The sequence below is a fragment of the Escherichia sp. E3659 genome, assembly GCF_005781135.1.
GTDB lineage: Bacteria > Pseudomonadota > Gammaproteobacteria > Enterobacterales > Enterobacteriaceae > Escherichia.
In genome coordinates, this window is record NZ_VATQ01000003.1 from 207,957 (window position 1) to 233,156 (window position 25,200).

28 protein-coding genes are annotated in these 25,200 nt (G+C 50.9%); 20 read left to right on the forward strand and 8 right to left on the reverse strand.

The window, feature by feature from the left end; all coding sequences use genetic code 11:
• Positions 1–53: 53 nt before the first annotated feature.
• The 9 genes from FEK47_RS04265 (at position 54) to FEK47_RS04305 (ending at position 8,619) form a co-directional block, all read left to right on the forward strand.
• The gene (locus FEK47_RS04265; protein ID WP_135486431.1) at positions 54–1,238 is read left to right on the forward strand and encodes an acyltransferase; all 1,185 of its coding nucleotides are present in this window, start codon (positions 54–56) and stop codon (positions 1,236–1,238) included.
• 231 nt (positions 1,239–1,469) lie between these two features.
• On the forward strand, positions 1,470–2,642 hold the full coding sequence (locus FEK47_RS04270) for a phage tail sheath protein (RefSeq protein WP_135486430.1): 1,173 nt from the start codon (positions 1,470–1,472) through the stop codon (positions 2,640–2,642).
• Positions 2,643–2,651: 9 nt separating this feature from the next.
• Positions 2,652–3,167, forward strand: coding sequence for a phage major tail tube protein (locus FEK47_RS04275; RefSeq protein ID WP_001207660.1), 516 nt, complete (start codon positions 2,652–2,654; stop codon positions 3,165–3,167).
• Positions 3,168–3,221: 54 nt separating this feature from the next.
• Positions 3,222–3,524, forward strand: coding sequence for a phage tail assembly protein (locus FEK47_RS04280; RefSeq protein WP_001281016.1), 303 nt, complete (start codon positions 3,222–3,224; stop codon positions 3,522–3,524).
• Positions 3,525–3,538: 14 nt separating this feature from the next.
• Complete coding sequence (locus FEK47_RS04285; protein WP_000763311.1) at positions 3,539–3,658, forward strand: GpE family phage tail protein; 120 nt, start codon at positions 3,539–3,541, stop codon at positions 3,656–3,658.
• Positions 3,651–6,728 carry a phage tail tape measure protein gene (locus tag FEK47_RS04290; RefSeq protein WP_135486429.1) on the forward strand — a complete coding sequence of 1,026 codons (3,078 nt, stop codon included), beginning with the start codon at positions 3,651–3,653 and terminating at the stop codon, positions 6,726–6,728. Before FEK47_RS04285 ends, FEK47_RS04290 begins: the two co-directional genes overlap by 8 nt.
• The gene (locus FEK47_RS04295; RefSeq protein ID WP_000980394.1) at positions 6,725–7,210 is read left to right on the forward strand and encodes a phage tail protein; all 486 of its coding nucleotides are present in this window, start codon (positions 6,725–6,727) and stop codon (positions 7,208–7,210) included. The genes FEK47_RS04290 and FEK47_RS04295 overlap by 4 nt, the downstream gene beginning before the upstream one ends.
• A complete protein-coding gene (locus FEK47_RS04300; RefSeq protein ID WP_135486428.1) occupies positions 7,207–8,310 on the forward strand; it encodes a phage late control D family protein in 1,104 nt (367 codons plus the stop codon). Before FEK47_RS04295 ends, FEK47_RS04300 begins: the two co-directional genes overlap by 4 nt.
• A 90-nt stretch (positions 8,311–8,400) precedes the next feature.
• A complete protein-coding gene (locus tag FEK47_RS04305) occupies positions 8,401–8,619 on the forward strand; it encodes an ogr/Delta-like zinc finger family protein (RefSeq protein ID WP_000972391.1) in 219 nt (72 codons plus the stop codon).
• Between the two features lie 235 nt (positions 8,620–8,854).
• Here the strand turns inward: FEK47_RS04305 and FEK47_RS04310 are convergent, their stop codons facing one another.
• Positions 8,855–10,540, reverse strand: coding sequence for an aspartate:alanine antiporter (locus tag FEK47_RS04310; protein ID WP_130205201.1), 1,686 nt, complete (start codon positions 10,538–10,540; stop codon positions 8,855–8,857).
• 267 nt (positions 10,541–10,807) lie between these two features.
• On the opposite strand from FEK47_RS04310, the gene FEK47_RS04315 reads away from it, so the two are divergent.
• Positions 10,808–11,185, forward strand: a complete 378-nt coding sequence (locus tag FEK47_RS04315; RefSeq protein ID WP_130205203.1) for an inner membrane protein YbjM — start codon at positions 10,808–10,810, stop codon at positions 11,183–11,185.
• A 31-nt stretch (positions 11,186–11,216) separates the two neighbouring features.
• Here FEK47_RS04315 and FEK47_RS04320 read toward each other — a convergent pair whose 3' ends face one another.
• The gene (locus tag FEK47_RS04320; RefSeq protein ID WP_135486427.1) at positions 11,217–11,474 is read right to left on the reverse strand and encodes a GrxA family glutaredoxin; all 258 of its coding nucleotides are present in this window, start codon (positions 11,472–11,474) and stop codon (positions 11,217–11,219) included.
• A gap of 159 nt (positions 11,475–11,633) precedes the next feature.
• Here FEK47_RS04320 and FEK47_RS04325 point away from each other — a divergent pair, with 159 nt between their 5' ends.
• The 10 genes from FEK47_RS04325 (at position 11,634) to rlmC (ending at position 20,358) form a co-directional block, all read left to right on the forward strand.
• Positions 11,634–11,921: a YbjC family protein gene (locus FEK47_RS04325; RefSeq protein ID WP_135405734.1), complete on the forward strand. Its 288-nt coding sequence runs from the start codon at positions 11,634–11,636 to the stop codon at positions 11,919–11,921.
• Entirely contained in the window at positions 11,905–12,627 is a 723-nt protein-coding gene (gene nfsA / locus FEK47_RS04330; protein ID WP_130222147.1) for a nitroreductase NfsA, read from the forward strand. The genes FEK47_RS04325 and nfsA overlap by 17 nt, the downstream gene beginning before the upstream one ends.
• Positions 12,628–12,687: 60 nt before the next feature.
• Complete coding sequence (gene rimK / locus FEK47_RS04335) at positions 12,688–13,590, forward strand: 30S ribosomal protein S6--L-glutamate ligase (RefSeq protein WP_130205211.1); 903 nt, start codon at positions 12,688–12,690, stop codon at positions 13,588–13,590.
• Between the two features lie 87 nt (positions 13,591–13,677).
• Positions 13,678–14,154 (forward strand): YbjN domain-containing protein, encoded by a 477-nt coding sequence (locus FEK47_RS04340; RefSeq protein WP_135486426.1) that lies wholly within the window; start codon positions 13,678–13,680, stop codon positions 14,152–14,154.
• Between the two features lie 351 nt (positions 14,155–14,505).
• The gene (potF, locus tag FEK47_RS04345; protein ID WP_130205213.1) at positions 14,506–15,618 is read left to right on the forward strand and encodes a spermidine/putrescine ABC transporter substrate-binding protein PotF; all 1,113 of its coding nucleotides are present in this window, start codon (positions 14,506–14,508) and stop codon (positions 15,616–15,618) included.
• Positions 15,619–15,712: 94 nt separating this feature from the next.
• A complete protein-coding gene (potG, locus tag FEK47_RS04350) occupies positions 15,713–16,846 on the forward strand; it encodes a putrescine ABC transporter ATP-binding subunit PotG (protein WP_130214734.1) in 1,134 nt (377 codons plus the stop codon).
• A gap of 9 nt (positions 16,847–16,855) precedes the next feature.
• The gene (gene potH, locus FEK47_RS04355; protein WP_135486425.1) at positions 16,856–17,800 is read left to right on the forward strand and encodes a putrescine ABC transporter permease PotH; all 945 of its coding nucleotides are present in this window, start codon (positions 16,856–16,858) and stop codon (positions 17,798–17,800) included.
• Complete coding sequence (gene potI, locus FEK47_RS04360) at positions 17,797–18,642, forward strand: putrescine ABC transporter permease PotI (RefSeq protein WP_135486424.1); 846 nt, start codon at positions 17,797–17,799, stop codon at positions 18,640–18,642. The genes potH and potI overlap by 4 nt, the downstream gene beginning before the upstream one ends.
• 59 nt (positions 18,643–18,701) lie before the next feature.
• A complete protein-coding gene (locus FEK47_RS04365; protein ID WP_130205221.1) occupies positions 18,702–19,190 on the forward strand; it encodes a YbjO family protein in 489 nt (162 codons plus the stop codon).
• A 40-nt stretch (positions 19,191–19,230) separates the two neighbouring features.
• A complete protein-coding gene (rlmC, locus tag FEK47_RS04370; protein WP_135486423.1) occupies positions 19,231–20,358 on the forward strand; it encodes a 23S rRNA (uracil(747)-C(5))-methyltransferase RlmC in 1,128 nt (375 codons plus the stop codon).
• 174 nt (positions 20,359–20,532) lie between these two features.
• Here rlmC and artJ read toward each other — a convergent pair whose 3' ends face one another.
• The 6 genes from artJ to FEK47_RS04400 form a co-directional block, all read right to left on the reverse strand.
• Entirely contained in the window at positions 20,533–21,264 is a 732-nt protein-coding gene (artJ, locus tag FEK47_RS04375) for an arginine ABC transporter substrate-binding protein ArtJ (protein ID WP_130214725.1), read from the reverse strand.
• Between the two features lie 294 nt (positions 21,265–21,558).
• The gene (artM, locus tag FEK47_RS04380; RefSeq protein ID WP_135486422.1) at positions 21,559–22,227 is read right to left on the reverse strand and encodes an arginine ABC transporter permease ArtM; all 669 of its coding nucleotides are present in this window, start codon (positions 22,225–22,227) and stop codon (positions 21,559–21,561) included.
• Positions 22,227–22,943, reverse strand: a complete 717-nt coding sequence (gene artQ, locus FEK47_RS04385; protein WP_130205229.1) for an arginine ABC transporter permease ArtQ — start codon at positions 22,941–22,943, stop codon at positions 22,227–22,229. The genes artM and artQ overlap by 1 nt, the downstream gene beginning before the upstream one ends.
• 6 nt (positions 22,944–22,949) lie before the next feature.
• Positions 22,950–23,681 carry an arginine ABC transporter substrate-binding protein ArtI gene (gene artI / locus FEK47_RS04390; RefSeq protein ID WP_105454365.1) on the reverse strand — a complete coding sequence of 244 codons (732 nt, stop codon included), beginning with the start codon at positions 23,679–23,681 and terminating at the stop codon, positions 22,950–22,952.
• Between the two features lie 17 nt (positions 23,682–23,698).
• Positions 23,699–24,427 (reverse strand): arginine ABC transporter ATP-binding protein ArtP, encoded by a 729-nt coding sequence (gene artP / locus FEK47_RS04395; RefSeq protein WP_000027211.1) that lies wholly within the window; start codon positions 24,425–24,427, stop codon positions 23,699–23,701.
• 217 nt (positions 24,428–24,644) lie between these two features.
• The gene (locus FEK47_RS04400; RefSeq protein WP_130205231.1) at positions 24,645–25,160 is read right to left on the reverse strand and encodes a lipoprotein; all 516 of its coding nucleotides are present in this window, start codon (positions 25,158–25,160) and stop codon (positions 24,645–24,647) included.
• Between the last annotated feature and the right edge of the window lie 40 nt (positions 25,161–25,200).

Here is a 25,200-nt window from a genome sequence, read left to right on the forward strand (position 1 = left end):
ACAATATAAAAATATTGCTGTGAAAATTTCTGAAAAATCCTAAGGTTAATTACATGTTAATTTATAATAGCCCTATGTTAATAGTAGCTGCTATATTTGCAGCTATCGCCATATTGTATTTTCTTGATAAAATAAGCCCGCTACCAATTGAAGGTAAAGGTAGGAACGTTAATATTGATGGATTAAGAGGGTATTTGGCCTTCTTAGTGTTTCTGCATCACTCTTATATATGGCATCACTTTATAAAAACAAATGAATGGTCTTTACCTTCAAGTCATGTATTTGCGAATGCAGGGCAATTACCCGTTATGATTTTCTTTATGATAACGGGGTATTTGTTTTTTTCTAAAATAATTGATTCAAAAAAAATAAATTGGTTCTCGTTGTACAAATCAAGAATTTTTAGAATATATCCTCTGTATATGTTCTCGCTTTTAATTGCATTATTTATCATAGGATATAAAACAGGCTGGAAACTCAATGTAAGTGCAGGTGAACTAATTGAATCCATTCTTTCATGGATGATATATGCAACTTATGGTAATTCACATATAAATGGATTTAGTGATACTGGTTATATATATGCTGGTATTTATTGGACGCTTGTGTATGAGTGGTTATTCTATTTTTCTCTACCGCTCATTGCATTTGCTTTGAGAAGAACCAAAAATATCTTTGTGCTAGTTATCCCTGCATTTAGCTTATATGCGTTTAATTACCTCAACTTAAATTACATCTTTTTGCTGCCATTCGCCTGTGGCTTTTTAGCTTCAGCAGTACGAGGTAATAAATTAATCTTAAAAGTTGCATCTTTGAAATTGACATCGTTTTTGTGTGTTTCAGGTTTCGTTTTTTCGTTGTTTTACTTCCCTCACTCGTTTGATTACCTGCCAATTTTATTGATCGGCGCTATATTTATTTTGATCGTAAATGGATGTGATCTATTTGGTGTGTTAAAGTTGAAAATCTCCAGAGTCTTTGGTGAGATATCATATAGTATCTATCTAATGCACGGGATTGTTCTATATTTTACTTTAGATGTTTTACTCGGGAAGGCGTATGTGCGAAATTTGAGTGATAATTCATACGCATATTTAATTCTGATGTTGTCGCCAATTGTTGTGACTATCGCTTATATGACTTTTAAAGGTATAGAATATCCATTTATTAATCGCAATGGAGTGATTAATAAATTTTTTGATGTGCAAAAAAGAATGGCAGTGAGAATACAGAAATAACAAGTGAATGGCATGCTCCCAGTTCTGGTCTGGGAGCTTAACCATGCTTATTCGTTATGTACTTGTATCAACATATGATCAGACACAGCTCTATAAGCGCCAGTGTGGAGTGAGCTTCTGAAGCCTTCCCCTCATTTTGTATGAATAACGGTACAACTGCGCTTAGCTGTTTGTCAGGCACAATCACTTCAACATAGGGCGAAGCCTAATCCAATCAGGAGGTTCGCCACTATGGCTCAGGATTACCACCACGGAGTGCGCGTTGTTGAAGTCAACGAAGGCACCCGATCCATTACCACGGTGAGCACCGCCATCGTGGGTATGGTCTGCACGGGCGATGATGCCGATGCAAAAATGTTTCCTCTTAATAAACCCGTGCTGATAACTGATGTACTGACCGCCAGCGGTAAAGCGGGTGAGTCCGGCACGCTGGCCCGTTCGCTGGATGCCATCGCTGATCAGGCAAAACCCGTGACCGTTGTTGTGCGTGTGCCGCAGGGTGAAACGGAAGAAGAAACCACAACCAATATCATCGGCGCAGTGACCGCCGAGGGTAAAAAAACAGGCATGAAAGCCCTGTTATCTGCCCAGTCACAGCTCGGCGTTAAACCGCGCATTCTCGGCGTGCCAGGTCACGATAACAAAGCCGTTGCGACTGAGCTGCTGAGTGTGGCGCAAAGCCTGCGCGGGTTTGCTTACCTGTCGGCGTATGGCTGCAAAACAGTGGAAGAAGTGCTTACCTACCGCGAAAACTTCAGCCAGCGTGAAGGGATGCTGATCTGGCCGGATTTTATCAGCTGGGACACGGTGCTGAATGCCGAAGCAACGGCATACGCCACCGCACGTGCGCTTGGCCTGCGCGCCAAAATTGACGAGCAGACCGGATGGCACAAAAGCCTGTCCAACGTGGGCGTGAACGGTGTCACCGGAATTTCTGCTGATGTGTTCTGGGATCTGCAGGACCCGGCAACAGATGCAGGTCTGCTGAACCAGAACGACGTCACCACGCTTATCCGCAAAGACGGTTTCCGCTTCTGGGGTTCCCGCAGCCTGAGTGATGACCCGCTCTTTGCCTTCGAAAACTACACCCGCACGGCGCAGGTACTGATGGACACGATGGCAGAAGCGCATATGTGGGCGGTGGACAAACCGCTGAACCCGTCGCTGGCCCGCGACATTATCGAAGGTATCCGCGCCAAAATGCGCAGCCTGGTCAGTCAGGGCTATCTCATTGGTGGTGATTGCTGGCTGGACGAGTCGGTGAACGATAAAGACACTCTGAAAGCCGGGAAGCTCACCATCGACTACGACTACACGCCAGTGCCGCCACTTGAAAACCTGATGCTGCGTCAGCGCATCACCGATCAGTACCTGGTGAATTTCGCCAGCCAGGTCAGCGCGTAAGGGGACAACATGGCTTTACCACGCAAATTAAAACACCTGAACCTGTTTAACGACGGGAACAACTGGCAGGGGATCGTTGAGTCGCTGACGCTGCCGAAATTCACCCGCAAATATGAGAAGTATCGCGGCGGCGGTATGCCGGGGGCGGTGGATGTGGATCTGGGACTGGATGACAGTGCACTGGATACAGAATTTTCCATTGGTGGTACTGAACTGCTGCTGTTTAAGCAGATGGGCAAAGCCACGGTGGATGGCATCCAGCTGCGCTTTACCGGCTCTATTCAGCGTGATGATACCGGGGAAGTGCAGGCCGTGGAGCTTGTGGTGCGTGGGCGTCACAAAGAAGTGGATTCCGGCGAGTGGAAGACGGGCGAAAGCAACACCACCAAAGTGACCAGTACCAACAGCTACGCGAAGCTGACCATCAATGGTGAGGTGCTCTATGAAGTGGACCTTATCAACATGGTGGAAATTGTGGACGGTGTGGACCTGATGGAAGCGCACCGCAACGCCCTCGGCCTCTGATCTATCTGAACGGCGCGGGATACCGCGCCAGAACCCAATTTACAGGACAGCAAAATGAGCGATAAGCAGACTGAAAAGACCATTCAACTGGACACCCCCATCATGCGCGGTAAAACAGAAATTACCGAAATTGTGCTGCGTAAACCGCAGTCCGGTGCGCTGCGCGGTACACGCCTGCAGGCCATTATGGATATGGATGTGAACGCGATGATGACCGTGATCCCCCGCATTTCCAGTCCGGCACTGACTGCACAGGAAATTGCAGAGATGGACCCGGCAGATCTCACTGCCATGTCGGTTGAGGTTGTCACTTTTTTGTTGAAGAAGTCGGTGCTTGCCGGTTTACCGACAGCCTGACGGTTGACGATCTGGTGGCAGATATCGCCACCATCTTTCACTGGCCGCCATCCGTTACTGACGTTATGCCGCTGACCGAAGTGCTGGAATGGCGGTATAAAGCGATTCAGAGAAGCGGGGCCAACGATGAGTGATAACAACCTGCGGCTGCAGGTCATTCTTAATGCGGTTGACAAACTCACCCGCCCATTCCGTGCTGCACAGGCCAGTTCGAAAGAGCTGGCTGGCGCAATCAGAAACTCCCGTGACGCATTAAAGCAACTCAATCAGGCGGGTAACAGCCTGGAAAAATTTCGCAAGCTGCAGGCCGATAACAAGAAGTTAGGCGACAGGCTGAACTATGCCAGACAGAAGGCTAATTTGCTTAGCTCTGAGCTGGAGGCGATGGAACAACCATCACAACGGCACCTTGTGGCTTTAGGTCGGCAAACGCTGGCAGTCCAACGCCTGGAAGAACAACAAAAATATTTGCAGAAGCAAACGGCGCTTGTGCGTGCAGAACTGTACCGGGCGGGAATTTCTGCGAAAGATGATGCGGGAGCAACTGCCCGTTTAGCCCGTGAAACATCACGTTATAACCAGGAATTGTCGAAACAGGAGGCGCGGCTGAAGCGACTGGGGGAAGCTCAGCGCAGGATGAATGCGGCGCGTGCCAGTTATGCCCGTTCGCTGGAGGTGCGCGATCGTATTGCAGGAGCCGGAGCCACCACCACGGCGGCAGGGCTGGCAATGGGCGCACCAGTGATGGCGGCAGTAAAAAGCTATACCAGCATGGAAGATGCCATGAAAGGTGTGGCAAAGCAGGTCAATGGTCTGCGTGACGATAATGGCAACCGCACTGCGCGTTTTTACGAAATGCAGGATGCCATCAAGGCTGCCAGCGAACAGTTGCCGATGGAAAACGGTGCGGTGGATTTCGCTGCACTGGTTGAAGGTGGGGCGCGCATGAACGTCGCAAACCCTGACGACAGCTGGGAAGACCAGAAACGTGACCTGCTGGCCTTCGCCAGTACGGCGGCAAAGGCGGCAACAGCCTTTGAGCTGCCAGCGGATGAACTGTCAGAAAGTCTGGGGAAAATCGCCCAGCTCTACAAAATCCCTACCCGCAATATTGAACAGCTCGGCGATGCGCTGAACTATCTGGATGATAACGCCATGTCGAAAGGGGCGGACATCATCGATGTTATGCAACGTCTGGGCGGTGTGGCTGACCGTCTGGATTATCGTAAAGCGGCGGCGCTGGGTTCCACCTTCCTGACACTGGGCGCTGCGCCGGAGGTTGCAGCCAGTGCAGCAAACGCGATGGTGCGTGAATTGTCCATTGCCACCATGCAAAGTAAGAGTTTCTTCGAAGGAATGAATCTGCTGAAACTTAATCCTGAAGTGATTGAAAAGCAGATGACGAAGGATGCGATGGGAACTATCCAGCGTGTGCTGGAGAAGGTGAATGCACTGCCGCAGGATAAGCGACTGTCTGCCATGACCATGTTGTTTGGTAAAGAGTTTGGCGATGACGCGGCGAAACTGGCAAACAACCTGCCGGAACTGCAGCGCCAGCTAAAACTGACAGCGGGCAATGATGCGCTCGGTTCCATGCAGAAAGAATCCGACATCAACAAGGATTCACTTTCTGCTCAGTGGTTGCTGGTCAAAACCGGAGCGCAGAACACCTTCAGCAGCCTGGGCGAAACGCTGCGCCAGCCGCTGATGGATATTCTGTACACGGTAAAAAGCGTCACGGGGGCGCTGCGTCGCTGGGTGGAAGCTAACCCGGAACTGACGGGCACACTGATGAAAGTAGCAGCGGTTGTGGCTGCTGTTACCGTGGGCCTCGGCACCCTGGCTGTAGTGTTGGCTGCAGTGCTGGGGCCGCTGGCAGTGATCCGTCTGGGATTCTCTGTGCTGGGTATCAAAACGTTACCTTCCGTTACGGCAGCAGTAACTCGAACCAGCAACGCGTTGTCCTGGCTGGCTGGCGCACCACTGGCACTGCTGCGACGCGGGCTTGCTTCATCGGGCAATGCTGCGGGTTTACTTACTGCGCCGTTGTCGTCTTTGCGCCGCACGGCATCACTGACGGGAAATGTCCTGAAAACTGTAGCAGGTGCGCCGGTTGCACTTTTGCGGTCTGGATTATCCGGTTTACGTGCTGTTGCTGTGATGTTTATGAATCCTCTGGCGGTACTGCGCGGTGGACTGACCGCCGCAGGCACGGTGTTGCGAGTACTGGCATCTGGTCCACTGGCGATGCTGCGCGTTGCCCTGTATGCCATATCTGGTCTGTTAGGTGCTCTGCTCAGTCCGATAGGTCTTGTGGTTACTGCACTGGCAGGCGTGGCGCTGGTTGTCTGGAAATACTGGCAACCCATCACCGCATTTCTCGATGGCGTGGTGGAGGGATTCAAAGCGGCGGCAGGTCCCATCAGTGCTGCATTTGAACCACTTAAGCCTGTGTTTCAGTGGATTGGCGACAAAGTACAGGCGCTGTGGGGCTGGTTTACTGATCTGCTGACGCCCGTTAAGTCGACCTCTGCCGAACTGCAGAGCGCAGCGGCAATGGGGCGACGATTCGGGGAGGCACTGGCGGAAGGGCTGAATATGGTTATGCATCCGCTGGACTCCCTGAAATCTGGCGTTTCCTGGTTGCTGGATAAACTCGGCATTGTCAGTAAAGAGGCTGCAAAGGCGAAACTGCCGGAAAGCGTGACGCGTCAGCAACCTGCGACGGTGAATGCAGACGGTAAAGTGATGATGCCATCGGGTGGTTTTCCGTCATGGGGATATGGCTTTGCGGGGATGTATGACAGCGGCGGCTATATCCCGCGCGGGCAGTTTGGCATCGTCGGTGAAAACGGGCCGGAAATTGTTAACGGCCCGGCAAACGTGACCAGCCGGAGAAATACAGCTGCACTGGCTGCCGTTGTTGCCGGAATGATGGGCGTTGCTGCCGCGCCTGCAGAGCTTCCACCGTTGCATCCTTTGGCACTTCCCGCGAAAGGCGGCGAAGCGATGGTGAGTCGTGCAGCCACTGTGCCGCCCGTTCAACGGATTGAGGCACCGACGCAGATCATCATTCAGACGCAGCCAGGACAAAGTGCGCAGGATATTGCGCGGGAGGTGGCCCGCCAGCTTGATGAACGTGAACGCAGGCTGAAGGCAAAAGCCAGGAGTAACTACAGCGATCAGGGGGGATACGACGCATGATGATGGTGCTGGGATTGTACGTGTTTATGCTGCGCACCGTGCCGTATCAGGAACTGCAGTATCAACGCAGCTGGCGACATGCGGCTAACAGCCGGGTAAATCGTCGTCCGTCCACGCAGTTTCTGGGACCGGACAACGACATGCTGACGCTTTCCGGTGTTCTTATGCCGGAGATAACAGGCGGCAGGCTGTCGTTGCTGGCACTTGAGCAGATGGCAGAACAGGGGAAAGCATGGCCCCTGATTGAAGGCAGCGGCACGATTTACGGCATGTATGTGATTGAGGGACTGAATCAGACTAAAACGGAGTTTTTCCGCGACGGTATGCCGCGCCGGATTGAGTTCACCCTGTCGCTCAAACGAGTGGATGAATCCCTGTCCGATATGTTCGGTGATCTCAGTGCGCAACTGAATAATCTGCAGGAAACGGCAACATCTGCTTTAAGCGATATCAGTAAAACGGTGGGAGGGCTGCTGTCGTGAATTTCAGCTCTGAACTGCTTAACAAGGGTAACAAAACTCCCGCATTCAGCATCAGTATTGAGGGCAGGGATATCACTACTGTCCTGGATAATCGCCTGATGAGTCTGACGCTGACGGACAATAGGGGCTTTGAAGCGGACCAGCTTGATCTGGAGCTGGACGACGCCGACGGAAAAATCGTGCTGCCGCGCCGTGGTGCGGTCATTACACTGGCGCTGGGCTGGAAGGGGCAGCCGCTTTTCCCGAAAGGGGCATTCACGGTGGACGAGATTGAACACACTGGCGCCCCGGACCGCCTGACTATCCGGGCGCGAAGTGCTGATTTTCGGGAAACGCTGAATACCCGCCGTGAAAAATCGTGGCACAAGACCACGGTCGGGGAAGTGGTGAAGGAAATAGCTGCGCGTCACAAACTGAAGATGGCACTGGGTAAAGACCTGTCGGATAAACCCGTGGATCATATAGACCAGACTAATGAGAGTGACGGCAGTTTTCTGATGCGGCTGGCGCGACAGTACGGTGCCATCGCGTCGGTGAAAAATGGCAATCTGTTATTCATCCGGCAGGGGCAGGGCAAAAGCGCCACTGGTAAACCACTGCCGGTGATCACTATCACACGCAAGGACGGCGACAGTCACCGCTTTACCCTGGCAGATCGCGGAGCTTACACGGGCGTCATTGCCAGCTGGTTGCATACCCGCGAACCCGCGAAGAAAGAAAGCACCACGGTGAAGCGTAAGCGCAGGACTAAGAAGCAGAAGAAAGAGCCGGAAGAAGCGAAGCAGGGCGATTACCTGGTGGGTACGGATGAAAACGTGCTGGTACTTAATCGCACTTATGCCAACCGGAGCAACGCCGAACGGGCAGCGAAAATGCAGTGGGAACGCCTGCAACGCGGCGTTGCATTATTCTCGCTACAACTGGCGGAAGGGCGGGCAGATCTCTACACAGAAATGCCTGTGAAGGTCAGTGGCTTTAAACAGCCGATAGATGATGCGGAATGGACCATTACGACTCTGACGCATACCGTCAGCCCGGATAACGGTTTTACGACCAGTCTGGAGCTTGAAGTGAGGATTGATGATTTCGAAATGGAATGATTCTTCGCAATGGAGAACTTTTAAGTTTGCAAAATGGAATGATGCGGTATCATTATTGTGAATTTAGCAAAAATGGGGAGAACTCGAAAAATGATGATTTGCCCACTGTGCGGAAGTGCCGCCCATACTCGCAGCAGTTTTCAGGTATCTTCATTGACCAAAGAGCGTTACAACCAGTGCCAGAACATTAACTGCAGCCATACTTTTGTTACCCATGAAACTTTTGTTCGTTCGATTGCAACGCCAAAAGAGTCAAATCCGGTTCAGCCGCATCCAATGAAATCAGGACAGGTGGCGCTCTCTCTTTGACGCTGCCGCCATTTTGTCGCCATCGTTAAAAAACAGTGCTTCTAACGTCATGATTTTAAACGGCATAAATTTCAGGCAACAAAAAACCCATCAACCTTGAACCGAAATGGCGGGGTTGATGGGCTCCACAAAATGGGGACATCAAAGAAAAGCAGTGGCACTAATTAAGACTGATGCCCCAAAGAAAAGTTCGCCGATTGTACAAAAAAATTTCATTTTCAGGGCAACTTCAGTTTTATCCGAGTCCTGGCCATACCATGACAATGATTGTCCCGGCCAGCGTTAGCAGTACGTTAGCTATTGCATAAGTACCCGCATAACCTAAAGCTGGGATGTTACTGCGTGCGGTGTCGCTGATGATCTCCATTGCCGGAGCACAAGTACGCGCGCCCATCATCGCGCCGAACAGGAGTGCGCGGTTCATACGCAGTACATAAGCGCCGAACAGGAAGCAGATAACCACCGGCACCAGACTGACAATCAATCCGGCAATTAACATCTGACCACCGATCGCGCCCAGGCCGTTATTAATGCCGCTACCGGCGCTTAAACCAACGCCTGCCATAAACACCATCAAGCCGAACTCTTTCACCATGCTTAACGCCCCCTGCGGAATGTAACCGAAGGTCGGGTGGTTAGCGCGCATAAAGCCCAACATAATGCCGGCGAATAACAAGCCAGCAGCGTTACCCATGCCGAAGCTAAATGTACTGAACTGGAAGGTGATCATCCCGATCATCAGGCCAATAACAAAGAACGCGCAGAATGCCAGCAGGTCTGTGACCTGGCTGTGAATCGAGATAAAGCCGATGCGGTCAGCAATGGTTTTCACGCGACGGGCATCGCCGCTCACCTGTAAAACATCACCTTTATTAAGCACAACGTTGTCATCAATTGGCATCTCAATCTGGCTGCGGATGACGCGGTTAAGGAAGCAACCGTGATCGGTCAACTTCAGTTGTGCCAGACGTTTACCTACCGCGTTATGGTTTTTGACGACGACCTCTTCAGTGACGATACGCATGTCGAGAAGGTCACGATCAAAAACTTCTTTACCGTTACGGAAGCTGGGATCGAGGCGGGCATGGGCGTCTGGATATCCCACTAACGCTATCTCATCGCCCATTTGCAGCACGGCGTCGCCATCCGGATTTGCCAGAATCCCGTTACGACGAATACGTTCAATGTAGCAACCAGTTTGACGATAAATACCCAATTCACGCAGATTTTTGCCGTCGGTCCAGGCCACCAGCTCCGGGCCGACACGGTAGGCGCGGATCACCGGCAAATAAACTTTTCGGCTGGCATCGGTGTCCAGGCCACGTTCGCGAGCGATTTGTTGGGCGCTGGTCTGTAAATCCTGATGTTGCAACTTCGGTAAATAACGTGCACCGACAATTAAACTCACCAGGCCGATTAAATAAGTTAACGCATACCCAAGGCTTAGATTATCCAGTGCTGTGGAGAGCTGTCCGCTTTCCATACCGGAATGGCGTAATGTGTCGCCAGCACCGACCAGAACCGGTGTCGATGTCATGGAGCCAGCCAACATACCGGCCGTCAGACCGATATCCCAGCCAAACAGCTTACCCAACCCTAAGGCGATCGCCAGCGCACTGCTAACCATCACCAGAGCTAACATTAGGTAATTTTTCCCATCGCGGAAAAAAATGGAAAAAAAGTTGGGTCCGGCTTCGACCCCGACGCAGAAAATAAACAACATAAAGCCAAGATTAAGCGCGTCGGTGTTAATGCTGAAATGTTGTTGCCCTAATAGTAACGATACGACTAAAACGCCAATGGAATTACCCAGTTGGATTGAACCAAGTCGTAATTTTCCTAGACATAGTCCAAGCGCAAGGACTACAAATAATAACAGAATGTAATTCCCATTTAACAATTCGGCGACGTTTATATTCACGGAGACTAACTTCTTGTTTACGAGTAAGCTGTTGAAAGAAATGGTAATTTAAGATAATGTTTTTACCTGAAATCAGGGCGCGGATTCATTCAGCGCACATAAGCAATAGTAAAGAAACAATATATTTTACTAGTGTAATCACATTAAGTACCAACGGCTATAAAAATTGCGTTGGCCTATATTAGCATGGAATGCGAAGCGGCTTTATCTTACTGAACGCCATAGTGGCGAAAATGTGTTCGATAGAGGCAGTGTCAGGAGGAGCGAGTGAAACATAAACAACGTTGGGCGGGGGCAATCTGCTGTTTTGTCCTCTTCATTGTAGTGTGCCTGTTCCTGGCGACGCAAATGAAAGGCGCTTTTCGGGCTGCCGGGCATCCTGAAATCGGCTTGCTGTTTTTCATTCTTCCTGGGGCGGTTGCCAGCTTTTTTTCGCAGCGTAGAGAAGTCCTTAAACCGCTGTTTGGCGCAATGCTGGCGGCACCGTGTTCTATGTTAATTATGCGTCTGTTTTTTTCACCAACACGCTCATTCTGGCAAGAGCTGGCGTGGTTATTGAGCGCCGTCTTCTGGTGTGCGTTGGGAGCGTTGTGTTTCTTGTTTATTAGTAGTTTGTTCAAGTCACAGCACAGAAAAAATCAATAAAGCCCTCAAACAGAGAGGGCTTATCCGGCAATCAGGCTTCAAGATTCTCTTTCACCCAGGCAGCAAAATCGGTATAGCCGCCGATGTGTTGCTGGTCGACAAAAATCTGCGGTACGGTTTCTACTGGTTTACCCGCTTTCTGTTGTAAATCTTCTTTGCTAATCCCTTCTGCACGAATATCAACATACTGATATTCAAAGTCATCGCGTTCATTACTCAGTTTGTCTGCCAACTCTTTAGCACGCACGCAGTAAGAGCAACCCGGACGACCAAAAATAACGGTTTGCATTGTTTCTCTCCTCATCTGTTTATGTCCGCCATGATTACGCCAAAATTTATTCGCTGAAAGTAGGTTTAACCTGTTGCATTGATTGCTTAAAGGTATAACTGTTAAGCACAACGCAACGAAAGGTTTTAAAATAGCAATTCACTTTGCAGAGGGAAGCTTATGCGCGCGATCGGTAAATTACCTAAAAGCGTGTTGATACTGGAATTCATCGGCATGATGTTACTGGTGATGGCGCTGCTGTCGTTAAACCATTACCTTTCGCTTCCGGTGCCGTTTTCGACGCCAGAGATACAAATTCTGATGATTTTTCTCGGTGTTTTGCTCATGCTTCCCGCTGCGGTGGTGGTTATTCTTCAGGTGGCAAAACGGCTTGCCCCACAACTGATGAACCGCCCACTGGAATCTTCACGTTCAGAAAGAGAAAAAGATAATGACGCCAACCATTGAACTTATTTGTGGCCATCGCTCCATTCGCCATTTCACTGATGACCCCATTTCTGAGGCGCAGCGTGAGGCGATTATTAACAGCGCCCGAGCGACTTCCAGTTCTAGTTTTTTGCAATGCAGTAGCATTATTCGCATTACCGATAGAACGCTGCGTGAAGAACTGGTAACGCTGACCGGCGGGCAAAAACACGTAGCGCAAGCGGCGGAGTTCTGGGTGTTCTGTGCCGACTTTAACCGTCATTTACAGATCTGTCCGGATGCACAACTTGGCCTGGCGGAACAACTGTTGCTCGGTGTCGTTGATACGGCAATGATGGCGCAAAATGCGTTAACTGCAGCGGAATCGCTGGGGTTGGGCGGAGTATATATTGGTGGACTGCGCAATAATATCGAAGCAGTGACAGAATTGCTGAAGTTACCAAAGCATGTTCTGCCGCTGTTCGGGCTGTGCCTTGGCTGGCCTGCGGATAATCCGGATCTCAAACCGCGTTTACCGGCCTCTATTGTCGTGCATGAAAACAGCTATCAACCGCTGGATAAAGACGCTCTGGCGCAGTATGACGAGCAACTGGCAGAATATTATCTCACCCGTGGCAGCAATAATCGTCGGGATACCTGGAGCGACCATATTCGTCGGACAATCATTAAAGAAAGCCGTCCTTTTATTCTCGATTATTTGCATAAACAAGGTTGGGCGACGCGCTAAAACCGTAACGCCGATGTATGATACGCGGGCTTTTGACCAGGTCTGACAGAGAGGTGCAGGGTGAAAATTGCCATATTGTCCCGGGATGGAACGCTCTATTCGTGTAAGCGGCTGCGTGAAGCCGCTATACAGCGTGGTCACCTGGTTGAAATTCTCGATCCGCTTTCTTGCTACATGAACATTAATCCTGCGGCGTCTTCTATTCATTATAAAGGCCGCAAGCTACCCCATTTTGACGCGGTGATCCCGCGTATTGGCACCGCCATTACCTTTTATGGGACGGCGGCGCTACGCCAGTTCGAAATGCTGGGGAGCTATCCGTTGAATGAATCGGTCGCGATTGCCCGTGCGCGTGACAAATTGCGTTCCATGCAACTGTTAGCGCGACAGGGCATTGACCTGCCTGTAACAGGCATGGCGCATTCGCCGGATGATACCAGCGACTTAATCGAGATGGTCGGTGGTGCGCCGCTGGTGGTCAAGTTGGTCGAAGGCACGCAGGGGATTGGAGTGGTGCTTGCGGAGACGCGTCAGGCAGCAGAAAGCGTAATTGACGCTTTTCGCGGTCTTAATGCGCATATTCTGGTGCAGGAATATATAAAAGAAGCAAAAGGCCGTGATATCCGTTGTCTGGTCGTTGGCGATGAAGTGGTCGCGGCAATTGAACGGCAGGCGAAAGAGGGCGATTTTCGTTCCAATTTGCATCGTGGTGGTGCGGCAAGCATTGCCAGTATTACCCCGCAGGAGCGTGAAATTGCCATAAAAGCCGCGCGAACGATGGCTCTGGATGTTGCTGGTGTGGATATTCTGCGTGCAAATCGCGGACCGTTAGTGATGGAGGTGAATGCGTCGCCCGGTCTGGAAGGGATAGAGAAAACCACCGGTATCGACATCGCGGGTAAAATGATCCGCTGGATTGAGCGCCACGCCACAGCAGAATATTGCCTAAAAACCGGTGGTTAGTCGCAATAACGTGACTGATCATGGTTTTGCCTGCGCTTTTTGCGTAAGCTGTGCCAGTCTTTTTATCGGAAGAGGTTGTACAAAATTATGACATCGCTGGTCGTTCCTGGTCTGGATACGTTGCGTCAATGGCTCGATGACCTGGGGATGAGTTTTTTTGAATGTGATAACTGTCAGGCGCTACATCTGCCACATATGCAGAATTTCGACGGTATCTTTGATGCCAAAATCGACCTGATTGATAACACGATCCTGTTTTCTGCCATGGCGGAAGTCAGACCTTCAGCCGTGTTGCCGCTGGCGGCGGATTTGTCGGCCATCAATGCCAGTTCGCTGACTGTGAAAGCATTTCTTGATATGCAGGATGATAATCTGCCAAAGCTGGTGGTTTGCCAGTCTTTATCCGTTATGCAGGGCGTAACCTATGAACAGTTTGCATGGTTCGTACGCCAGAGTGAAGAGCAGATTTCGATGGTCATCCTAGAAGCCAATGCCCATCAACTACTGTTGCCGACTGACGATGAAGGGCAAAATAACGTTACCGAAAACTATTTCCTTCACTGATAACTCTTTTTGAGCACGCAGTCGCTGCCGCAGTGACTGCGCATTATAATATTTTCTGCTAAATTTAACCTTCCATTAAAGATTTTTTCACTTGTTTTATGCCGAATTTGCTTTATCACATAGAGCAAATACGCATAAAAATTTGTTAAATACTGTTTTTTAATTACAGCTATAGTTTCAAACCCTGGCTAAAGTTATTCTTGCGAGGCTTTTATATAGCGAGCAATGCTGGCCGGGAGAGAGTTCTCTTTTCTTGCGCCGCGCCGATAAAAAAATATGCACGTTTATTGCATATCTTTCAGTGTGACAACTTTTGTTCGTTTGTTAACGAAATTTCAGAAGGAAAGAGATATGACCGCCTTAAATAAAAAATGGCTATCGGGTCTGGTTGCAGGTGCTCTGATGGCCGTCTCTGTCGGCACGCTCGCGGCTGAACAAAAAACACTCCACATCTATAACTGGTCTGATTATATCGCCCCGGATACAGTGGCAAATTTTGAAAAAGAGACGGGTATAAAAGTCGTCTACGATGTATTCGATTCCAACGAAGTATTGGAAGGCAAGTTAATGGCAGGAAGCACCGGCTTTGATCTTGTCGTTCCATCAGCCAGTTTTCTTGAACGCCAGCTGACTGCTGGTGTATTCCAGCCGTTGGATAAAAGCAAATTGCCAGAATGGAAGAATCTCGATCCAGAACTGCTGAAGCTGGTGGCAAAACACGATCCCGACAATAAATTTGCCATGCCGTATATGTGGGCGACGACCGGGATTGGCTATAATGTCGATAAAGTCAAAGCGGTATTGGGCGAAAACGCGCCAGTCGATAGCTGGGATTTGATCCTCAAACCTGAAAATCTGGAAAAACTGAAAAGCTGCGGTGTCTCTTTCCTTGACGCACCAGAAGAAGTTTTTGCTACCGTGCTGAATTATCTCGGCAAAGATCCCAACAGTACCAAAGCGGATGATTACACTGGCCCGGCAACCGATCTGCTGTTAAAGCTGCGTCCAAATATTCGTTATTTCCATTCATCTCAATACATTAACGATCTGGCAAACGGCGATATTTGCGTCGCTATTGGCTGGGCGGGCGATGTGTGGCAGGCGTCTAACCGCGCGAAAGAAGCGAAAAACGGTGTGAATGTCTCTTTCTCGATTCCGAAAGAAGGGGCGATGGCATTCTTTGATGTATTCGCCATGCCTGCGGATGCCAAAAATAAAGACGAAGCCTATCAGTTCCTGAACTACCTGCTGCGCCCGGATGTGGTAGCGCATATCTCCGACCATGTGTTCTATGCTAACGCCAATAAAGCAGCCACGCCGCTGGTGAGTGCGGAAGTCCGTGATAACCCAGGAATTTACCCGCCTGCGGACGTTCGCGCCAAAATGTTCACACTACAAGTGCAGGATCCAAAAATCGATCGAGTGCGCACTCGCGCCTGGACCAAAGTGAAGAGCGGAAAATAATCTGCTGTTGTAGATGCCGGACGGGTGCACCACACCCGCCGGCAATTCGCACCATCATGGTGCGCTTGCACACATTCAATGCCGGAGAGCAGCCGTGAATGACGCTATCCCTCGCCCGCAGGCGAAAAGTCGTAAGTCGCTGACACCACTATTAGAAATCCGTAATTTGACCAAATCCTACGATGGTCAACATGCGGTCGATGATGTCAGTCTGACCATTTATAAAGGCGAAATCTTCGCGCTGCTGGGCGCATCCGGCTGTGGTAAATCCACGCTGCTACGTATGCTGGCAGGTTTTGAACAACCTTCTGCCGGGCAGATTATGCTTGATGGCGTCGACCTGTCACGGGTTCCTCCTTATCTACGCCCCATCAATATGATGTTTCAGTCTTACGCGTTGTTTCCCCATATGACCGTGGAACAGAACATCGCCTTTGGCCTGAAGCAGGACAAATTGCCAAAAGCGGAAATTGCCAGCCGGGTCAACGAGATGCTCGGGCTAGTACATATGCAGGAGTTCGCCAAACGCAAACCACACCAGCTTTCCGGTGGCCAACGCCAGCGTGTGGCCCTGGCCCGAAGCCTTGCCAAGCGACCGAAACTATTGCTGCTCGATGAGCCGATGGGGGCGCTGGATAAAAAATTGCGGGACCGGATGCAGCTTGAAGTGGTGGATATTCTGGAGCGTGTCGGCGTGACCTGCGTAATGGTTACTCACGATCAGGAAGAGGCGATGACCATGGCGGGGCGTATCGCCATTATGAATCGCGGGAAATTTGTTCAGATTGGCGAGCCGGAAGAGATTTACGAGCATCCGACTACCCGCTACAGCGCCGAGTTTATTGGTTCAGTCAACGTCTTTGAAGGGTTACTAAAAGAGCGTCAGGAAGACGGCCTGTTGCTCGATTCACCGGGGCTGGTCCATCCGCTGAAAGTCGATCCGCTGGCGTCAGTGGTCGATAACGTGCCGGTACATGTGGCGCTGCGACCGGAAAAAATCATGCTTTGCGAGGAGCCGCCCGCCAATGGTTGTAACTTCGCGGTGGGGGAGGTGATACACATTGCCTATCTCGGCGATCTTTCGGTGTATCACGTTCGTCTGAAAAGCGGGCAGATGATTAGCGCCCAGCTACAAAACGCGCATCGTCACCGCAAAGGGCTACCGACCTGGGGTGATGAAGTTCGTTTATGTTGGGAAGTGGACAGTTGTGTGGTGCTGACGGTTTAAGGAGCAAAGATGAGTACACTTGAACCTCCTGTCCAGCCGGGCGGGTTAAGACAGTGGCTTACGCAGTGGCAGATGAAGCACGGGCGCAAACTGGTGATTGCGCTGCCGTATATCTGGTTAATTTTGCTATTCCTGCTGCCATTTCTGATTGTCTTTAAAATAAGCCTTGCAGAGATGGCGCGAGCTATTCCGCCTTATACCGAATTGATGGAGTGGGCCGACGGGCAACTGTCAATCACTCTCAATCTTGGTAATTTCCTGCAACTGACCGATGATCCGCTCTATTTCGATGCTTATCTCCAGTCGTTACAGGTGGCGGCGATTTCGACCATCTGCTGCTTATTGCTTGGCTACCCGCTGGCGTGGGCGGTGGCGCACAGTAAACCCTCGACCCGCAATATCTTATTGCTGCTGGTGATCCTGCCGTCGTGGACCTCGTTTCTGATCCGCGTTTATGCCTGGATGGGAATATTAAAAAACAATGGCGTGCTGAATAACTTCCTGCTGTGGCTGGGCGTTATCGATCAACCGCTGACCATTCTGCATACCAACCTGGCGGTCTATATTGGCATTGTTTACGCCTATGTGCCGTTTATGGTGCTGCCGATCTACACCGCGTTGATTCGTATTGATTATTCGCTGGTGGAAGCGGCGCTGGATCTCGGTGCACGCCCGCTGAAAACGTTCTTTACTGTGATCGTGCCGCTGACTAAAGGTGGGATTATTGCCGGGTCGATGCTGGTGTTTATCCCGGCCGTGGGCGAGTTTGTGATCCCGGAACTGCTCGGCGGTCCGGATAGCATCATGATCGGGCGCGTGCTGTGGCAGGAGTTCTTCAATAATCGTGACTGGCCAGTAGCCTCAGCAGTGGCGATTGTCATGTTGCTGCTGCTAATCGTGCCTATTATGTGGTTCCACAAATATCAGCAAAAAAGTGTGGGAGAACACGGATGAATAATTTACCGGTCGTTCGTTCGCCCTGGCGGATTGTGATTTTACTGGTGAGCTTCACCTTTCTCTACGCGCCGATGCTGATGCTGGTTATCTATTCATTTAACAGCTCGAAGCTGGTGACGGTGTGGGCGGGCTGGTCAACGCGTTGGTACGGTGAGTTATTGCGCGATGACGCAATGATGAGTGCGGTTGGTTTAAGCCTGACAATTGCGGCCTGTGCGGCGACGGCGGCGGCGATCCTCGGGACAATTGCGGCGGTGGTGCTGGTGCGCTTTGGCAGGTTTCGCGGATCAAATGGTTTTGCCTTTATGATCACCGCGCCGCTGGTAATGCCAGATGTGATCACGGGCTTGTCGCTGTTGTTGTTATTCGTCGCGCTTGCTCATGCCATAGGCTGGCCTGCGGACCGCGGTATGCTCACCATCTGGCTGGCGCATGTTACTTTCTGTACGGCTTATGTGGCAGTCGTTATTTCGTCGCGCCTGCGGGAACTTGATCGCTCGATAGAAGAAGCGGCGATGGATCTCGGTGCGATGCCGCTGAAAGTGTTTTTCGTCATTACGCTACCGATGATAATGCCCGCGATCATTTCTGGCTGGTTACTGGCTTTTACCTTATCGCTTGATGATCTGGTGATCGCCAGCTTTGTTTCCGGGCCGGGAGCCACCACGTTACCGATGCTGGTCTTCTCCAGCGTGCGGATGGGGGTGAATCCAGAAATTAACGCACTTGCGACGCTAATTCTTGGCGCGGTAGGAATTGTCGGATTTATCGCCTGGTATCTGATGGCGCGTGCAGAAAAGCAGCGGATACGCGATATCCAGCGTGCAAGACGTGGCTGAAGACACTAAAATTTGCCAACCTGGCTACATAATGCCGCGCATGTCGCGGCATTGTTTTCATGGAAGACGAACCGTTGGGATTTTTTAAGAAAACATCTTCATCACATGCTCGCCTGAATGTGCCTGCGCTGGTGCAGGTGGCGGCGCTCGCCATTATTATGATCCGTGGTCTCGACGTGCTGATGATTTTCAATACATTAGGCGTGCGCGGTATTGGCGAGTTCATTCATCGCAGCGTACAAACCTGGAGTTTAACGCTGGTCTTTTTAAGCAGTCTGGCGCTGGTTTTTATTGAGATCTGGTGTGCGTTTTCGCTGGTGAAAGGGCGTCGCTGGGCGCGCTGGCTGTATTTGCTGACACAAATCACGGCCGCCAGTTACTTGTGGGCTGCTTCGCTGGGTTATGGTTATCCGGAGTTGTTCAGCATTCCCGGTGAATCAAAACGTGAAATCTTCCATAGCCTGATGCTGCAGAAGCTGCCGGATATGCTCATCCTGATGCTGCTGTTCGTTCCCTCGACCAGTCGGCGGTTCTTCCAGTTGCAATAATGTGTATAATCGTCGCCCCTGATGATGTGAAGGTCAATGTATGCAGTGCGCACTTTACGACGCGGGTCGCTGTCGTTCCTGTCAGTGGATAACGCAGCCGATTCCACAGCAACTCTCCGCTAAAACCGCCGATCTTAAAAATCTGCTGGCCGATTTTCCGGTTGAGGAATGGTGCGCGCCGGTGTCAGGCCCGGAACAAGGGTTTCGTAATAAAGCCAAAATGGTGGTGAGTGGCAGCGTTGAAAAACCACTGCTCGGAATGCTGCATCGCGACGGCACGCCGGAAGATCTTTGCGATTGCCCGCTTTATCCTGCCTCTTTTGCGCCCGTTTTTGCGGCGCTAAAACCGTTTATCGCCCGTGCGGGGCTAACGCCCTACAACGTGGCGCGTAAGCGTGGCGAACTGAAATACATTCTGCTGACCGAAAGCCAGAGCGATGGCGGCATGATGCTGCGTTTTGTACTGCGTTCTGATACCAAACTGGCACAACTGCGTAAGGCATTGCCGTGGTTACAGGCACAATTGCCGCAGCTGAAAGTCATTACCGTCAACATTCAGCCGGTACATATGGCGATTATGGAAGGGGAGACGGAGATCTACCTGACGGAACAACAGTCGCTGGCAGAGCGTTTTAACGATGTGCCGCTGTGGATCCGTCCGCAAAGTTTCTTCCAGACTAATCCGGCGGTCGCCAGCCAGCTGTATGCCACCGCGCGCGACTGGGTACGGCAGCTGCCGGTTAAACATATGTGGGATCTGTTCTGTGGCGTGGGGGGCTTTGGTTTACACTGCGCGACGCCTGACATGCAGTTAACCGGGATCGAAATTGCGCCAGAGGCCATTGCCTGTGCAAAGCAGTCAGCCGCTGAACTGGGCTTAACGCGTTTGCAATTTCAGGCGCTGGACTCCACTCAGTTTGCCACCACTCAGGGGGAGGTGCCGGAGCTGGTGCTGGTTAACCCGCCGCGCCGCGGCATTGGTAAACCGCTGTGTGATTATCTCGCAACGATGGCACCGCGTTTTATTATCTACTCCAGCTGTAACGCCCAAACGATGGCGAAAGATATCCGCGAACTGCCTGGTTATCGCATTGAACGGGTACAGCTTTTTGATATGTTCCCGCACACCGCGCACTATGAAGTGCTGACGCTGCTGGTGAAACAATAAAAAAGCCGCAGGTGCGGCTTCAGATTGCTGATCAGGTGCGCTTTGTTCATGCCGGATGCGGCGTGAACGCCTTATCCGGCCTACAAAATCATGCTAAATCAATACATTGCAGAGTTGATGTGGGTCGGATAAGCGTAACGCATCAGGCAATCTTACTTTTGTCATCAGTCTCAATTACTGTGGGAACCACTGGTCATTGATTTTCTGATACGTGCCGTCAGCTTTAATTGCTGCCAGCGCGTTATTCAGTTTTTCCAGCAGAGCTTTGTTATCCGGACGTACAGCGATACCCAGGCCGGTGCCGAAGTACTGCGGATCGGTCACTTTTTCAGTCGCAACGCCCAGTTGCGGATTGGTTTTCAGCCATTCGTTCACCACCGCTGTGTCACCAAATACCCCATCAATACGGCCATTTTTCAGATCGATAAAGGCATTCTGATAACTGTCATAGGAGACAGTTTTCACTTCCGGATGCTGATCCTGAATATATTTCTGGTGCGTGGTGCCGTTTTCCATCCCAATACGTTTGCCTTTCAGGTCGGCAAACGTTTTGTAGGTATCTTTTTTGGCAATCACGACGGCTGAGTTTTCATAGTAGGGTGTGGTAAACGATACCTGCTTGCTACGCTCCGGCGTGATATCCATACCGGAGATAACGGCGTCATATTTTCTGAATTTCAGTGACGGGATCAGGCTGTCGAAAGCGTGATTAGTAAAAGTACATTCTGCCTGCATTTGTTTGCACAAGGCTTTTGCCAGGTCGATATCAAAGCCGACAATCTGGTTATTGGCATCCATCGACTCGAACGGAGGATAGGTCGCTGATACGCCAAAATTGATTTTCTCTGCGGCAGAAGCACCGAAAGTAAAGGAAGCAAGTAAAGCGGCAAGAACTAACTTTTTCATGATGGAACTCCCGTCTGTCAATCTTATGATTTTTGGCCGTGTCTGCGGCATGGGATAACAATGCCATCAAGTGAATTTATATGCAATAAATATGATTAAATAATTTAAGTGAAATAAAAAAAGACGGACAACTTAGTGGGTTGTCCGTCTTCATTATAAGAATTTATGCACTATGTGGGTTCTGTGCTGGTGTCTGATGCGACGCAGGCGCGTCTTATCAGACCTACAAATCATCCAGCTAATGTAGGCCGGATAAGGCGTTTACGCCGCATCCGGCATCAGCACGCAGCCATATCAATTCCGTCGCTCAAACGCCAGCGCTTTACGCTCGATCAGACGCATCATCAGCGTCAGCAGGCCGTTAACGATCAGGTAAATAATTCCCGCCGCGCCAAACACCATCACATCGTAGGTGCGTCCGTACAGCAACTGGCTGTAACCCATCACTTCCATCAACGTAATGGTGTATGCCAGAGAGGTGCTTTTGAACACCAGCACCACTTCGTTGGAATACGAAGAGAGCGAGCGTTTAAAGGCATACGGCAGCAGGATCGCCAGCGTGTCTTTTTGGCTCATTCCCAGGGCGCTACAGGACTGCCATTGACCTTCCGGGATCGCGCGAATCGCACCGTAAAACAGCTGCGTGGTGTACGCCGCACTGTTCAGCGACAACGCAATCAGCGCACATAACCACGGTTCTGACAAGAGATGCCACAGTGCCGGATACTCCTGCAACGTCGGGAATTGGCCCGGCCCGTAATAAATCAGGAAGATCTGCACCAGCAGCGGCGTACCGGTGAACAGCGTGATATAACCCCGCACCAGCCACACCAGCACCGGCGTTTTCAGCGTCAGGATAATGGTAAAAATCAACGCCAGAATCAGCGCCACAATCAGCGAGGCAACGGTTAGCGTCAGGCTGGTGTGCAGCCCTCTCATCAGTTCGGGTAAATACTCAAACATTAGCTGGGCCTCCGCTCAAAACGTGTCGCGCGCAGGTCAATGCGTTTGAGAATGTACTGACTGAGCAGGGTGATCACCAGGTAAATCGCCGCCGCCACAATGTACCAGGTAAATGGTTCCTGGGTACGGGTAGCGATGCTTTTGGTTTGTAGCATTAAGTCATTCACACTTATCAAACTGACCAGCGCGGTATCTTTCAGCAGCACCAGCCACTGGTTACCGAGGCCAGGCAACGCATGACGCCACATCTGTGGCATCACCAGACGAAAGAAAATGGCTGATTTCGACAGCCCCAGCGCCTGACCGGATTCCCACTGGCCAACTGGCACCGCTTTTAATGCACCGCGCAGCGTTTGCGAGGCATAGGCGGCATACAGCAGCGACAGAGCGATGACACCACAAAGGAACGGGCTAACGTCGAAGTTCTCGATGTCCATCTGCACAGGGATCTGTACGATCCCAAGATTGATGGTGAAGCCATCCGAAAGCGTCAGCAGCAGCTGTGAGGAGCCAAAATAGATAAACAGCACCACCAGAATTTCTGGCAGGCCGCGCAGAACCGTCACCAGCGCTGAACCTGCCCACGCGACAGGACGCCATTTTGCCGACTCCCACACCGCAAAGAACATTGCCAGCGCCAGCCCGACAATCAATGCACAAACGGCAAGGCCGACGGTCATCCCGGCGGCGCTTGCTAAAGGGAAAAATTCATTCATCAGGAATTACTTCTGGAACCATTTGTTGTAGATGGTTTCGTAAGTGCCATCTTTCTTCACTTTTTCCAGCGCAGTGTTGAATTTCTGCTGCAGTTCAGTGTTGCCCTGACGTACCGCAATGCCGAGGCCAGTACCGAAGTAATCTTTGTCGGTCACTTTGTCGCCCACTGCCGCCAGTTTCGGGTTATCTTTCAGCCATTCGGTGACCACAGCGGTGTCACCGAATACGCCGTCGATACGACCGTTTTGCAGATCCAGTTTTGCGTTCTGGTAGCTGTCATACGGAACTGTGGTGATTTCCGGATGCTTATCCATAATGAACTTCTGGTGCGTCGTCCCGTTCTGAACGCCGACTTTTTTGCCTTTCAGCTGATCAACGCTGGTGTATTTACCCTGCTGACCCACAAACAGTGCGGAGTTGTCATAGTACGGGGTGGTAAACAGCACCTGCTTTTCACGCTCCGGAGTGATATCCATCCCCGCCATCACTGCTTCTACGCGACGGAATTTCAGGCTTGGGATCAGGCTGTCAAACGCCTGGTTAGAGAAAGTGCAGGTTGCATCAATCTCTTTACACAGCGCCTGTGCCAGGTCGACGTCAAAACCGACAATCTGGTTATTCGCATCCATCGATTCAAACGGAGGATAAGAGGCTTCGGTAGCAAAACGAATGGTTTCGGCAGCTGTGGCGGAAAGACTAAAACCTGCAATTAGCGCGGCAATCAGAACTTTTTTCATTGTTGTTATCCCGAATCTTAGTGAGAGAGATAGTTTTTAAATGCTTCGGTTTGCGGCTCGGTAAAGCAGCTCGCATCGCCTTGTTCTACAATGTGACCGTTTTCCATATACACCACACGGCTGGCGGTTTTACGCGCCACTTCAACTTCGTGGGTGACGATCACCTGGGTAATATTCGTTTCCGCCAGCTCACGAATAATGCTGACGATTTGTGCGGTAATTTCCGGATCCAGCGCGGCGGTCGGTTCATCAAACAGCAGTACCTGCGGTTCCATCATCAGCGCGCGGGCGATAGCGACACGTTGCTGCTGACCACCAGAAAGGTGCAGCGGGTAACGATCGCTATAAGGTTTGAGACGCAGACGTTCCAGCAGTTTTTCTGCACGGGCCAGTGCCTGATCTTTACTCAACCCCAGCACGCGGCAGGGCGCTTCAATCAGGTTTTGCTGTACCGTCAGATGCGGCCATAGATTGTATTGCTGAAACACCATCCCGACGTTACGACGCAGCTCGCGGATCGCTTTGTCAGATGGCGTTTTAGTGAAATCGAAATGGTTGCCTGCGATGTTGAGCGTACCGGAGCGCGGCATCTCTAGCAGATTGAGTACACGCAGCAGCGAGCTTTTCCCCGCGCCGCTGGGGCCAAGTAACACCAGCGTTTCGCCTTGCGGGCAATCCAGCGTGATATCGAACAGCGCCTGATGCGCGCCGTAGAAGCAATTAATGCCGTTTAATTGAATACTCATTGACACTCGTATACTGGCAGTCGGATAGCTATTGAAGTCGAAGATAGTACCTTTGACAGAATAATTATGCAATATTTCTGCTTTAAAAGTTAAAAGCAAAGCGCATTATTCAATAAACATAGCACAAAATAACGGCGGTGAAGGGCGGCGAGCATAAATGTCGGCATTCTTCACAGAATGCCAGACAATTTATGGGGGTTATCGTTTAATCAAGGTTTTAGCGGTTCTCAACGGACTGGCGCAGAGTGCCGGCAGGTGCGTGTACGCTGCCACCTAAATAGCGCACATCGTCGATCACCCAACACTGTCCTTCCTGAATCATCAACACTTCATCCTGCCAGCTCTGGTCGCCTTGTTTCAGATTCACCCGCAGCGGAATATTGCGCGCATCGCGATTTGGGATGGTCGAGGCGCTGGCAACTTGTGCGCTGTCAGGCAAAGTGGTGCGACTGGAGAACGGATCGCTGCTTAATAATTCGCGATGGCTGTTATCGCGGCTGGCATTACTCAGCAGAGTTGCCAGTTTGTCACTTAAATATGGACGCAGAGCGGTAATGTCGTTACTGCGGTGCGAAATGCGGTAATCATAAAACTGCTGGGCCACGCTGTCAGGTCCGCCCTGAACGCAAGATCCCGTACGGGGGCCATTATCTTTATAGGCAGGCGTGACGGTGGTACAAGCACTGAGTAACAGTGCGCAAGGGATAAGCATAGTCAATTTGCTGTAGCGCATAATGATTTCCTTATAAGCGAACACCTTGAAAGCGTTCTAC

Bases quoted from the DNA above. Each gene is read 5' to 3' on its own strand.
- FEK47_RS04265 (WP_135486431.1), top strand. From the start codon at position 54: ATGTTAATTTATAATAGCCCTATGTTAATAGTAGCTGCTATATTTGCA.
- FEK47_RS04270 (WP_135486430.1), top strand. From the start codon at position 1,470: ATGGCTCAGGATTACCACCACGGAGTGCGCGTTGTTGAAGTCAACGAA.
- FEK47_RS04275 (WP_001207660.1), top strand. From the start codon at position 2,652: ATGGCTTTACCACGCAAATTAAAACACCTGAACCTGTTTAACGACGGG.
- FEK47_RS04280 (WP_001281016.1), top strand. From the start codon at position 3,222: ATGAGCGATAAGCAGACTGAAAAGACCATTCAACTGGACACCCCCATC.
- FEK47_RS04290 (WP_135486429.1), top strand. From the start codon at position 3,651: ATGAGTGATAACAACCTGCGGCTGCAGGTCATTCTTAATGCGGTTGAC.
- FEK47_RS04295 (WP_000980394.1), top strand. From the start codon at position 6,725: ATGATGATGGTGCTGGGATTGTACGTGTTTATGCTGCGCACCGTGCCG.
- FEK47_RS04305 (WP_000972391.1), top strand. From the start codon at position 8,401: ATGATGATTTGCCCACTGTGCGGAAGTGCCGCCCATACTCGCAGCAGT.
- FEK47_RS04320 (WP_135486427.1), bottom strand. From the start codon at position 11,474: ATGCAAACCGTTATTTTTGGTCGTCCGGGTTGCTCTTACTGCGTGCGT.
- FEK47_RS04325 (WP_135405734.1), top strand. From the start codon at position 11,634: ATGCGCGCGATCGGTAAATTACCTAAAAGCGTGTTGATACTGGAATTC.
- nfsA (WP_130222147.1), top strand. From the start codon at position 11,905: ATGACGCCAACCATTGAACTTATTTGTGGCCATCGCTCCATTCGCCAT.
- FEK47_RS04340 (WP_135486426.1), top strand. From the start codon at position 13,678: ATGACATCGCTGGTCGTTCCTGGTCTGGATACGTTGCGTCAATGGCTC.
- potF (WP_130205213.1), top strand. From the start codon at position 14,506: ATGACCGCCTTAAATAAAAAATGGCTATCGGGTCTGGTTGCAGGTGCT.
- potH (WP_135486425.1), top strand. From the start codon at position 16,856: ATGAGTACACTTGAACCTCCTGTCCAGCCGGGCGGGTTAAGACAGTGG.
- potI (WP_135486424.1), top strand. From the start codon at position 17,797: ATGAATAATTTACCGGTCGTTCGTTCGCCCTGGCGGATTGTGATTTTA.
- FEK47_RS04365 (WP_130205221.1), top strand. From the start codon at position 18,702: ATGGAAGACGAACCGTTGGGATTTTTTAAGAAAACATCTTCATCACAT.
- rlmC (WP_135486423.1), top strand. From the start codon at position 19,231: ATGCAGTGCGCACTTTACGACGCGGGTCGCTGTCGTTCCTGTCAGTGG.
- artJ (WP_130214725.1), bottom strand. From the start codon at position 21,264: ATGAAAAAGTTAGTTCTTGCCGCTTTACTTGCTTCCTTTACTTTCGGT.
- artM (WP_135486422.1), bottom strand. From the start codon at position 22,227: ATGTTTGAGTATTTACCCGAACTGATGAGAGGGCTGCACACCAGCCTG.
- artQ (WP_130205229.1), bottom strand. From the start codon at position 22,943: ATGAATGAATTTTTCCCTTTAGCAAGCGCCGCCGGGATGACCGTCGGC.
- artI (WP_105454365.1), bottom strand. From the start codon at position 23,681: ATGAAAAAAGTTCTGATTGCCGCGCTAATTGCAGGTTTTAGTCTTTCC.
- artP (WP_000027211.1), bottom strand. From the start codon at position 24,427: ATGAGTATTCAATTAAACGGCATTAATTGCTTCTACGGCGCGCATCAG.
- FEK47_RS04400 (WP_130205231.1), bottom strand. From the start codon at position 25,160: ATGCGCTACAGCAAATTGACTATGCTTATCCCTTGCGCACTGTTACTC.